Here is an 11,303-nt window from a genome sequence, read left to right on the forward strand (position 1 = left end):
GGGGGGCCCCGGGGGGGGGGGGGGGAGGCCGGGGGACCCCCCCCCCCCCCCACGCCCGCGGGCGTCGATCCCCTAGAGCCGGGCGTCGCCGGCCGCGGTGGCCTCCTGCACCGCCGAGGTACGACGGACCTCGGCGCGCTCGTCGCCCGCGTCCTCCCGGTCGGGGGCGGCCATCCGGGCCGCCCGGTTGGCGGTCGGCGCGGCCTGCTCGCCGGTCACGCCGCCGCGGATGCGGTTGTTCGCGGCCACCTGCGCGGCCGGGTTGTTGCCCGTCACCGTCAGCTGGCCGTTGATGATGTTGTCGTCGACCGTGACGCCACCGGTGGTGGTGGTGACGCTGACGTCCGCGCCCCAGTAGCCGCCGGAGGCGCAGCTGTCCAGGCCGCCGTTCGGGCCGAGTTGGACACCGCCGAGGTTGCCGGCGAACGTGGCCCGACCCCGGACCGCGCTGCCGCACACGACACTGCCGGTGGCGCTGTTGAGCACCGACAGGGTGCCGTCGACGAACGAGTCGTGCACGTCGGTGTAGTAGGTGCCGGTGCTGCTGACGTTGCGCGTCACCTGGGTGCCCCCGTCGAGCCGGACCTCACCGGCGCCGACGGTGACGTTCCCGGCGATCGTCGCCGCCTCGGCGAACAGGAAACTGTCGATGGTGGCCGAGCCCTTCGGCCGGACGGTCACCGCACCGGTCTGGGCGTCGGACAGGAAGACGCCGTACCCGCCGGCGGCCAGCACCACCTGGCCGTCGACGCTGGTCTCGGTGGCGTCGAGGTAGCCGTCGGCGGCGACGCGTACCTCACCGCTGACCCGGCCACCGGTGACCACCAGGTTGGCGCCGGCGGCGACGGTGACGTTGCCGGTGATCGTGGTGCCGGTCAGCGCACATGACTCACCGGCCGGAACGAGCAGGTCGTTGGGCACGGTCACCGCACCGCCGGTGCCGATGCAGTGGGTGACCAGGTCGGCGTGGGCGGTGGGCGCCACGGCCAGCACCGAGGCGGCGATAACGGCGGTCACGGTGGCCAGCTTGGCGACGGTACGTCCGGGCATCGTGGTACTCCCTGTCGGTGAGATTCGGGTGCTCATGCGCCGACGTCCGATCGGGCCGCGGCCCGGACGATGGCGCCCTGCTGCCGCTTGGTCAGCGTTCCGGTGGTCACGAGAGCGGTGGTGACCGCCTCGACGTGCCGGACGAAGTCGGCGTGGCCGGGGTAGTCGGCGTGTTCGTCGATCAGATCGTTGATGGTGCAACCGTCGCCGGTGTCGGCGTTGGCCACGCCGGTGTCGTCACCGTCGATGATCACCGTGGCCCGGGTGTCGGACGCGGGGCAGGCGTCGGTGCCGTCGGCCACCACAGTGAACGTGGTGGACTGCTCGGCGGCGGCGTTCCCCGCGGTGTCGGTCGCCCGGTACCGCAGGGTGTGTGCCCCGGGCGTGCGGACGGTGACCGGGCCGGCGTACGCGGTCCAGCCGCCGGTGTCGAGCGCGTACTCGACCGACGCCACACCCGAGCCGGCGTCGGTCGCGGTGACGGTGACGGTCGCCGCGCCGACGTAGGCGCCGTCGGCGTCCCGCTCGCCGGTGACCGTGGCGGCCACCGTGGGCGGGGTGTCGTCCTCCTCCGGCGGGGCGACGACGGTGAAGTGGGCCATCTGCTCCGCCGAGGTGTTGCCGGCGACGTCGGTCGCCCGGAAGTGCAGCATGTGCATCCCGGCCGCGGTCACCACGATCGGGTTCGTGTACGCGGTGAAGGCCGCGCCGTCGAGGGCGTACTCGATGGTGGCGACCCCCGACTCGGCGTCGGTGGCGGTCAGTGTGGCGGTGGCCGTACCGACGTAGTTGCCGTCGCCGTCGCGGTCGCCGGCCAGCGCGGCCGTGACCACCGGCGCGGTGGTGTCCTCCTCGGTAGGCTCGACGACCCGGAACGACACCGATCCGACCGCGCTGGTGTTACCGGCCTGGTCGGTGGCGCGGAACTGCACCGAGTGGTCGCCGACCGCGGTGACCCGCACCGGCGCGGTGTACGGCTGGAAGCTGGTGTCGTCGACCTGGTACTCGACCGTGTCCACACCCGAGCCCGCGTCGGTGGCCGTGACGGTCACCGTCGCCGCGCCGACGTAGTTGCCGTCGCCGTCACGGTCGCCCGACACGGCGGCGGTGACGGTCGGCGGCGTGGTGTCGCCGCCTCCCCCGCCGTCGGTGACGACCAGTTCGCCGACCATCTGGCTGTGGCCGGGGATCGAGCAGAAGTAGCGGTACCGGCCCGGGGTCAGCGTGACGGTCGCCTGGTGGCGGCCGTCGTTGGCGTCGAACGGGCTGGCCAGGATGTTGACTGTGACGTCGTGGTTGTAGCGCTCGGTGCTGGTGTCGAAGGTCAGGGTGTGCGGCATTCCGGTCGTGTTGCCGGTGGCCGCGCTGTTCTCCCAGATGATCGTCGCCGCGCCGGCCACCGCCTGGGTGGGCACGGACTTGTAGCGGGTGATGTTGTCGTCGGCGGTCCAGGTCAGCACCTGGTCCGCGGCGGCGCGCGGGGCGGCGGAGGCGGGTGGCGCGGCCAACGGCGTGACCGTGAGCAGGAGCGCCGCCAGCGCGGCCGTGAGTCGTCGGATCATCGTCTCTCCTAGAGTTCCCGCACGCGGATGTTGCGGAACTCGGTCAGGTCGTTGTCACCGTGGTTCTGCAGGCCGATGAAGCCGGACAGGAACTGCCGCAGGTCGGTCGGCGGGTCGCCGGCACGCGACGACTGCTTGCCCGGCGTGTTGTCGAACTCGTTGATCACCACGCCGTTGCGGATCATCGTGTAGTGCTGCCCGACCGCCCGGATCTCGTAGTCGTTCCACACGTTCTTCGGCGTGACGCCGGCCTGGGCGAGCGGCACCGGGTCGAAGTTGTAGACCGAACCGGTCTTCTGCGGCTCGCCGGTCTCCCCGTCGTAGATCTGGATCTCGTGTCCGCAGTAGATCGCCATCCAGGCCGGCGAGGTCCGGGCCGACCCGACCGTGCCGCAGCTGCCCAGTGGCCGCTGGTCGAGGGGGGTTCGCAGATCCGGGAAGCGGATGAAGACGCCGGTGTTGGCGCGGCCGGTGCCCGGTGCGATGTCGCGGAACTGCACCTTGAGGGAGAAGTCCGCCAGCTCCTTGGTGTGCCAGAGCATGCCGAGGCCGCCGCTGGAACGCAGGGCCCCGTCCGGCTGGATGCTGAACGATCCCGTCGGCGCCTGCTGCCAACCGCGCAGCGACTCGGCGGTGCCGTCGTAGAGCGGCTCGTATCCGGTGCGCCCGTCCCGGCCGATCTCGGACGCGGCGGCCAGGCGGGTGAGCGTGCCCGATTCGCGGGCGTTGAGCAGGCCGTCGTCCTGCAACGCGCGGGTCACCGCGCTCACGTGCCGGACGAAGGCGTTGTGGTCGGGCCAGGTGCTCTCGTCGTCGATCAGGTCGTTGATCGTGCACCCCTGCCCGACCGTGCGGCTGGGCACTCCGGTGTCCGTGTCGCCGAGCCACACCGTGCCCCGGGAGTCCGGCACCGCGCAGCCGGCCGTGACGGTGGTCTGCACCGTCGCCGTCTCGCCGTCGGCGTACGTGACGGTGAGCTTCGCGGTGTAGGTGCCGACCTTGGCGTACGTGTGCCGGGGGTCCGCCTCGGTCGACGTGGCACCGTCGCCGAATTCCCACCGGTGGCTCACGCCGCCGGACCGGGAGCCGGTGAAGGCGATCGTCAACGGCTTGTTCTGCACGGCGACGGAGTTCGCCGCCGGTGCCGGGGTGGGCGCACCGCCGGTGTAGGTGATCCGGATGAGCTTCTGGTTGGGGTGCAGGCTGAAGAACCCGCCTCCGTAGTCGAGCAGGTAGAGCGCGCCGTCCGGGCCGAACTTGGCGTCCATCCAGCTCTGCAGCCGGGTGTCGCCGTTGCCGCTGGGGATGATGGCCCGCAGCGACTCGGCGTACACCGGCGGGGTGGCCGTCGGCACGCCGGCGGGGTCGACGGTGACCGCGACCCGGTTGGCGGCGTTCGACTCGTCGCCGATGAACCACTTCTCGTCCCAGTACGCCGGCCACGCCACAGTGCTGTTCGGATCGACCCGGTCGCGGTGGTAGGTGGGACCGGACATGATGGCCTGCCCGCCGCCGCGCAGGTACGGCTGCGTGTAGGTGGCGTCGGCCGCGACGTACGTCGGGAGGCCGCTGCCGTCGGTGCGCTTCGGGAAGACCGGGCCGCCGCCATCCGGCGAATACCAGATCATGTTGTCCCGGGCCGCCGGGATGTCCACCAGCCCGGTGTTGCGCGGTGACTCATTCTTCAGGTTGCCGCAGTCGTACCAGCCGGTCAGCACTGTCGCGTCGGTGCTGCTGCGGTCCCGGTACGGCTGCCGGTTGCCCATGCAGTACGGCCAGCCCTGGTTGCCGGCCGAGGTGATGATGGTGGCGGTCTCGTACTTGGCGGGGCCCAGCGTGGGGCTGGGCGACGCGGCGTCCGGGCCGACCCAGCCGGCGGTCAGCCACTGGTGCTCCGGGTCGATCTGGAGGCGGGCGATGTTGCGCACGCCCATCACGTAGATCTCCGGGCGGGTCTTCTCGGTGCCGGGCGGGAAGAGGTTGCCCTCCGGGATGGTGTACGTGCCGTCCGCCTCGGGGTGGATCCGGATGATCTTTCCGGCGAGGTCGTTGGTGTTGCCCGACGTACGGCGGGCGTCCTGGAACGAGATCCCCTGGTACTCCTGGGTCCAGTTGTTGCCGGAGTAGCCCTGCGACCCCTCGGAGGAGTTGTTGTCGCCGGAGCCGACGTAGAGGTTACCCTTCGCGTCGAACGCCATGCCGCCGCCGGCGTGGCAGCAGCTGTGGATCTGCACCGGGAACTGCAGCAGGTCCTTGCGGGTGCCCTGGTCGATGGTCTGGGCCGCCCGGTCGTAGGTGAAGCGGGAGATGGTGCGCTGCCCGACCCGTTTCACCCGGTCGATCGACTCGTGTGGCATCCAGTAGACGTAGAGCCAGCCGTTCTCGGCGAACTTCGGGTCGGGCACGATGCCGAGCAGGCCCTCCTCGTTCTTCACCAACTCCGAGCCGCTGCCCCGGTTGCCCATGACCCGCAGGGTGGTGAGGAGTTTCACCTGCCTGCTGCGGGGGTCCCAGGAGTGGATGGTGCCGCAGCCCAGGCCGACGTTCGGGTCGTTCCAGTCCGCGATCGGGCCGCTGGGGCAGGCCGCCTTGCCGACGTAGAAGACCGTGCCGTCCGGCGCGATGGTGAGCCCGTGCGGTTCGCCGATCTGGTCCAGCTGCCCGGTCTGGTTGGCGGCGGTGAGCCGCTCCACCTTGTAGTTCGCGGCGATCGTCGCCTGGCAGTCACCGCGTACGCGCCCGGTGGTCCAGTTCAGCGCCCCGGCCAGGTGCGCGCGGAACGCCTCCTCGCCGTAGCTGCCCTCGGTGTGGCCCATGCCGGTGTAGAACGACCGCCCGCCGTCGTAGTCCCGGCACCAGGACACCGGGTGGAACGGGCCGTTGGCGCCCGGCCCCGGGTCGTAGTGCCGTTCCTCGACCTGGGCGAGGGTGTGCACCGCGCCGATCGGGTTCGGGTCCCAGTTGTCCCAGCGGTCCGACCGGGTGAGGGTCAGCGGCAGCGACGCGGTGGCCGGGTGTTTACGGTCCAGGATGTCGACCACCGCCCGGTTCACGGGGGTCGGCGGCGGCGCGGTGGCCGCGCCGGTAAACAGGCGCAGGTCGGCGAGCTGGATCAGCGGCTCGCCGCTGTTGGCGGTGATGTTCAGCCGGTAGCGGCTGAACTCCTGCGGCGTGGCGATGTCGAACCGCCGGGTCTGGAACCGCTCCGCGAAGGTCTGGTTGGTGCGCCGGTCCAGATCGGACCAGGTCTGGCCGTCCGTGGAGCCCTGCAGGGTCCAGTCCTTCGGGTCCCGCCCGACGAAGTCGTTGGCCGACGTCAGCGCGTACCCGGTGATCCGCTTCGGTGCGGCCAGCTGGTACGCCACCCACGCGGTCGGGGTGCGGACCAGCCACTTGGTGTTGGCGTCGCCGTCGGTCAGCTTCTCCTTGGTCTCGCTCGGCGGGTTCTCGCCGCTGGCGGTCACCGCGGCCACCGGCTCGGCAACCGGGATGGCGCCCGCCGGGCGGGTGCCGATCAGGCCGGTGAACCAGGTGGAGTCGACCTGCGCGCGGGCGGCGTCGGCGATGCCGACGAAACCCCCGCCGGCCTTCATGTAGCCCTGGAGCGCCGACTCCTGGTCGCGGTTGAGCGCGGCGCCCGTCGCGGAGAGAAAGACCACGCTGCGGTACGCCGAGAGCCCGGTCGTGGTGAAGACCGCCGGGTCCGTGGTGGCCGTGACATCGATGTCATGACTGGCCGCAAGCTGTCGGATGGTGTCCACGGCACGCGACACCGGGTCCTGTTGTTCGGCCACCGGCCCGTGGAATACGAGCACGGCTGTTCTGGGCGGCTGTGCCGCCTGGGCGGCGGCCGCGGGTCGCGGCGCGGCGGTCGCCGCCGTGGCCGTGGCCGTGGCCGGAATCAGTGTGGCGAAGGCCGCTACCGCGGCGAGGGCTCGTCGTACGTCTCTGGTCATCCCCGTCCCCACTTTCGGTCAGCTTCCATGCGTGTGGGTGTGGCCCTGGAACCGGTGGATCGCCTCCTCGGCGCCGGGGGGCATGCTGCCGTCGGCGTTGCGCACCAGGAAGATCCCGGCCATGCCGCCGTCGGAGTGGTTCTGCACGTGGCAGTGGTACATCCACGCGCCGGGTCCGACGCCCTCCCCGGCGAGCACCTGGAACCCGAACGAGCTGCCCGGGTTGAGGTCCTTGTTGTCGATGACCAGGCTCGGGTCGGCCGGTCCCTCCAGCATTCCGGTGCGGTTGTCCGCCCAGCGGTGCGCGTGCAGGTGGAAGGTGTGGAACAGGTTGCCGTGCCCGATGGCGAGCCACTCCACCCGCTGGCCCAGGTTCGCCTCGAACATCGGCGTGTCCGGGGCCATCCGGTTGTTGATCGTCATGTCGTGGAACACGACAGTGAACTGCTTCTCCGGCAGGATGTCGCCGCGGCGGCGGACGATCAGCGCCCCGTACAGGCCCTTCGCGACTCCGGCGGTGCCGTGGTCGGTGCCCATGGCGTGATCGTGGTAGTGCCAGTAGCCGGCGCTGCCCGGCATGTACCGGCGACCCGACGCGGCCACCATCTCGTGGGAGCGCCAGACGTACGTCCGGGTCTCGCCGGGGTTGTTGAACGAGTCGTTGAACGGGCTGCCGTCCGAGTCGGTGCTGTAGTCCACCCCGTGCGGGTGGATGGACAGCCGCTGGGCGGTGGTGTTGACCAGGGTGATCTCCAGGGTGTCACCCTCGTAGATCTCCAGCACGGGCCCCGGCACGGTGGCCTGCCCGGGTGCGAGGCCGTACCCGAACAGCCCGCCGGGCAACTGCTCGGCGTAGATGGTGACCTTCCTGGTCACTCCGGCGGCGGCCCGGGCCGGGCTGCCTCCGAACGCGCCGCCGAGCGTGGGCGCGGACGCGCCCAGCGCCCCGGCGGCGAGCGCCCCGGTGGCGATCAGTGATCGGCGGGACAGGTGACGATGGGAGCCAACGGCGTGATCGTCCATGGGTCTCCGTTCCCGACCGGGCGAAGACGCGACGAGGGCAGGGTGCATCGACCGCCGAGCACAAGGCGGCAGCACGACTGAGGTGAGGATCGTCGCGGACTTCGCTCGGAAGACTCAGAACTTTCGATGGATGAACCCAACTTATGTAATCCATCGACGAAAGTACAGGTCTGATTGCAGGAAGATTACCGCGAGATCACGCCGTGCGTCGATTGACCAGGCGATGTGGAGTGCTCAGACGGTGTGCCGGTCGTCCGTCGGCAGGCCGGGCGCCTCGGGCGGCTCGGGCGACTGGTCAGGCTGACCGAGCCGCTCCACCCGCGTCGGGTCGAGGACCCGGGCGAGGAACGCGCGCGTCCGCTCGTGCTTCGGCGCGCCCAGCACCTCCTGCGGCGGCCCCTGCTCGACCACGACGCCACCGTCCATGAACACGACCCGGTCCGCCACGTCCCGGGCGAACGCCATCTCGTGGGTGACCACCATCATCGTCATGCCGTCCTCGGCGAGCCCCCGCATGACGGTGAGCACGTCGCCGACCAGCTCCGGGTCGAGCGCCGAGGTCGGCTCGTCGAAGAGCATGAGCTTCGGCTCCATCGACAACGACCGGGCGATCGCGGCCCGCTGCTGCTGCCCGCCGGAGAGCTGCGCCGGGAACGCGTCGGCCTTGTCGGTCAGGCCGACACGCTCCAGGTTGGCCCGCGCGATCCGCTCGGCCTCGGCGCGACCGCGCCGCAGCACCCGCCGCTGGGCGATGGTGAGGTTGTTCAGCACGGTCAGGTGCGGAAACAGGTTGAACGACTGGAACACCATGCCGATGCCCCGGCGTACCGCGTCGATCTCGACGTCCGGGTCGGTCATCTCGACGCCGTTCACCCAGATCGTGCCGGCGGTCGGCTCCTCCAGCAGGTCGACGCAGCGCAGCAGCGTCGACTTGCCGGAGCCGGACGGCCCGATGACGCAGACGACCTCGCCCTGGCCGACCTGGAAGTCGATGCCCTTGAGCACCTCGAGCGGCCCGAAGGACTTGTGCAGGTCGCGGATCTCGACGGCGGGACGGGACGGGGTGGTCGTCATGCGGGTCACCGGGCCTTGGCGTAGCGGAGTTCGAGGCGGCGCACCACCTGGGACAGGGGCAGGGTGATGACCAGGTAGGCGAGGCCGGCCACCAGCAGCGGCGTGGCGTTCACCCGGTCGTTGAGCATGTCCCGGCCGAACTTGGTGACCTCGATGGTCTGCGCCGTCACGCCCAGCACGTAGGCCAGCGACGAGTCCTTGGTGAGCAGGATGAGCTCATTGGTCAGCGGCGGGATGACGATCCGGAACGCCTGCGGAATGACGATGGTGCGCATGGCGGTGAAGTGCGACATGCCGAGGGTGCGGGCCGCCTCCATCTGCCCCTTCGGCACGGCCTGGATGCCGGCCCGGATGGTCTCGGCCATGTACGCGGCGGCGGTCAGGCCGAGACCGATCGCGATCGAGCCGAACACGCCGCCGGGAATCTCCCGCTCCGGGAAGGCGATGGGGATGCCGTACCCGACGAGGAAGAGGATCAGCAGCGCCGGCAGACCCCGGAACAGCTCGATGTACGCGGTCGCCAGCCAGCGGTACGGCGCCACCCGGGACAGCCGCATCAGGGCGAGGACGGTGCCGAACACGAGGCCGAAGGCGAACGCGCCCAACGTGTAGAGGATCGTGTTGCGCAGCGCCACGGTGATGATCGTCGGGAACATCGACTCGATGATGTCGACGCGGAAGAACGCGTCCTTGAGCCTGCCCCAGTCCGCGGCGAAGAGCACCGCGGCGATGATCGCGACGAAGACCAGGTACTGGATGCCGAGGGACAGTCGTTCCCGCTGGCGGCGTCGCAGCTTCACGTTGGCTCGTTGCCTTCCCGGAGTGTGCCGACGGGAAGGGCGCGCGTCGCGCGCGCCCTTCCCCACTGAGCTTCGATCAGGCGCTCGGCCGCTTGCCGATCCACTTGGAGTAGATCGCGTCGTACGAGCCGTCCTGCTTGGCCTTGGCCAGCGTCTCGTTGATCTTCTTGAGCAGTTCCGGGTTGCCGTCCTTCTTCACCGAGAACCCGTACTGCTCGCCGGTGTCGAACTCGGCGGTCACCTCGAACCCACCCGGGTTCTTGCGGAGGTACTCGGTCCACACCGGCAGGTCGTTGACGGCGGCCTCGACCTGGCCGTTGGCGACGGCCTGCTGCAGGGCGGCGAGATCCTCGAACTCGACCAGCTGCAGGCCCTTCTCCTTCTCGAACTTCCTGGCGTAGTCACGACCGGTGGTGGCCGCCTGGACGCCGAGCTTCTTGCCCCGCAGGTCGTCGAGCGACTTGTACGGCTTCCCGGTCTTGACCAGCAACGCCTGCGTCGCGTCGAAGTACGGGTCGGAGAAGTTCATCACCTTCTGGCGTTCGGCGGTGATGGTCATGCCGGCGGCCGCCGCGTCGCACTTGCCGGTGTTCAGGTCCTGACCGGACTTGATCCCCTCGAACGGCGTGTCGATGATCGTCTGCTCGACGCCAAGCTCCTTGGCCACGAGGTCCATCACGTCGACGTCGAACCCGGTGACCTTGCCGCTGGCGTCCTTCGACTGGAACGGCGGGTACGGCAGGTGGGTGCAGACGGTCAGCTTGCCGGCCTCGACCAGCTTGACCCCGCTGGCCTGGACCTCGCTGTCATCCTTCTTGGCGCATCCCGCGCTCAACGCCAGAGCGGCGACCGCCGCGACAAGGCCGGCCTGACGGACTGCGCTACGGACTCTCACGAGTGTCCCTCCGGTTCGGCTCCCCTGTGACGGGCAGCCAGGTTGGTGCGAAGACGGTGTGACAGGGGACGGTACCTGATTCGACGAACGGTACCCAGATCACGGGGCGTGGCCGTCGTGCTGCGGCGTCCATCACAGCCCGTGAACGGGACAGGCGGACACGTTCGGGACGACAGGTCGCAGCGGACCCGGTCCGTCCGCCGTCGTCCGGGTGACCCGCGCCGCGGGCCGGTCCGCCGCGACCAACGGCAGTTGAGTATCCGACCCACCTCGAACGAGTAAGCCGTCGTGCCGGCCACCGCTGCGCCACCACAGAAGCTGTTAGACGATCGGTGGTGCCGCCGGCACTGGAATGGGTGATCAGAACTGACCATCGAGCCGGGTACACCGAGGCGATCCCGGGTGGGAGGGCACGGCTGAGGATGGACACCTACCCCACGACGCCTCAGATGGCCTTCGCGCAGTTCGTCCGCCAGGCCGTCGACGACGCCCGCGAGGAGCACGGTTGGACCGTCGGCGACATCGCGCACCACACCGGCGTCAGCCGCTCGACGCTGTTCCGCTGGCTCGCCGGTGACTGGCAGCGCTACCCCGAGTTGGCCAAGGTCCGCAGCCTCTGCGCCACCCTCGATCTCTCCATCGCCGCCGCGATCCGGCCGCTCGCGATGCCGAACGCCGCCGTGACGCCCCGGGTGCTGGCGGAGGTCGAGGCGGACATGGGCACCATCCGCCGGCGGCTACTCGATGACACGGTCTCCGCCGCGGACAAGCGCCAGATCCGGGAGCTTCTGCGCCGCCTCGCCGGCCGCGACCTCCCGGTCGAGGGAGCGCCGCCGTCCACGACCGGCTCCGGCGCCACCCCGGCCTCCCCGTCGCAGGCAGGTGCGTCGCGCCGGTAGCCCGATCGGACGGACCCCGCAGGGCCGGCCGGCCTCAGCGCGCG

The 11,303-nt window shown here is 70.6% G+C and carries 7 protein-coding genes and 1 pseudogene; 1 reads left to right on the forward strand and 7 read right to left on the reverse strand.

Going from position 1 to position 11,303, the window contains the following annotated elements:
- Positions 1-72: 72 nt before the first annotated feature.
- The 7 genes from ABZU46_RS28320 to ABZU46_RS28350 form a co-directional block, all read right to left on the reverse strand.
- Entirely contained in the window at positions 73-1,050 is a 978-nt protein-coding gene (locus ABZU46_RS28320; RefSeq protein WP_354862509.1) for a hypothetical protein, read from the reverse strand.
- Positions 1,051-1,082: 32 nt separating this feature from the next.
- Positions 1,083-2,612 carry a plastocyanin/azurin family copper-binding protein gene (locus ABZU46_RS28325; protein WP_354862510.1) on the reverse strand — a complete coding sequence of 510 codons (1,530 nt, stop codon included), beginning with the start codon at positions 2,610-2,612 and terminating at the stop codon, positions 1,083-1,085.
- 8 nt (positions 2,613-2,620) lie between these two features.
- Entirely contained in the window at positions 2,621-6,568 is a 3,948-nt protein-coding gene (locus tag ABZU46_RS28330) for a ThuA domain-containing protein (RefSeq protein ID WP_354862512.1), read from the reverse strand.
- Between the two features lie 18 nt (positions 6,569-6,586).
- Positions 6,587-7,591, reverse strand: coding sequence for a multicopper oxidase domain-containing protein (locus ABZU46_RS28335; RefSeq protein WP_354862514.1), 1,005 nt, complete (start codon positions 7,589-7,591; stop codon positions 6,587-6,589).
- Between the two features lie 234 nt (positions 7,592-7,825).
- Complete coding sequence (locus ABZU46_RS28340) at positions 7,826-8,665, reverse strand: amino acid ABC transporter ATP-binding protein (RefSeq protein ID WP_354862516.1); 840 nt, start codon at positions 8,663-8,665, stop codon at positions 7,826-7,828.
- A 5-nt stretch (positions 8,666-8,670) separates the two neighbouring features.
- Entirely contained in the window at positions 8,671-9,465 is a 795-nt protein-coding gene (locus tag ABZU46_RS28345; protein ID WP_354862518.1) for an amino acid ABC transporter permease, read from the reverse strand.
- Between the two features lie 76 nt (positions 9,466-9,541).
- Positions 9,542-10,360, reverse strand: coding sequence for a basic amino acid ABC transporter substrate-binding protein (locus ABZU46_RS28350; protein WP_354862520.1), 819 nt, complete (start codon positions 10,358-10,360; stop codon positions 9,542-9,544).
- A 422-nt stretch (positions 10,361-10,782) separates the two neighbouring features.
- Between ABZU46_RS28350 and ABZU46_RS28355 the strand changes: the two are divergent.
- Positions 10,783-11,187: pseudogene (locus tag ABZU46_RS28355) on the forward strand (helix-turn-helix transcriptional regulator); the annotation flags it as partial.
- Positions 11,188-11,303: the final 116 nt, after the last annotated feature.

Source organism: Micromonospora sp. NPDC005197 (genome assembly GCF_040608295.1).
Taxonomy (GTDB): Bacteria; Actinomycetota; Actinomycetes; order Mycobacteriales; family Micromonosporaceae; genus Micromonospora.

Coding starts and splice junctions, on each gene's coding strand:
- ABZU46_RS28320 (WP_354862509.1), bottom strand. CDS start 1,050: ATGCCCGGACGTACCGTCGCCAAGCTGGCCACCGTGACCGCCGTTATC.
- ABZU46_RS28325 (WP_354862510.1), bottom strand. CDS start 2,612: ATGATCCGACGACTCACGGCCGCGCTGGCGGCGCTCCTGCTCACGGTC.
- ABZU46_RS28330 (WP_354862512.1), bottom strand. CDS start 6,568: ATGACCAGAGACGTACGACGAGCCCTCGCCGCGGTAGCGGCCTTCGCC.
- ABZU46_RS28335 (WP_354862514.1), bottom strand. CDS start 7,591: ATGGACGATCACGCCGTTGGCTCCCATCGTCACCTGTCCCGCCGATCA.
- ABZU46_RS28340 (WP_354862516.1), bottom strand. CDS start 8,665: ATGACGACCACCCCGTCCCGTCCCGCCGTCGAGATCCGCGACCTGCAC.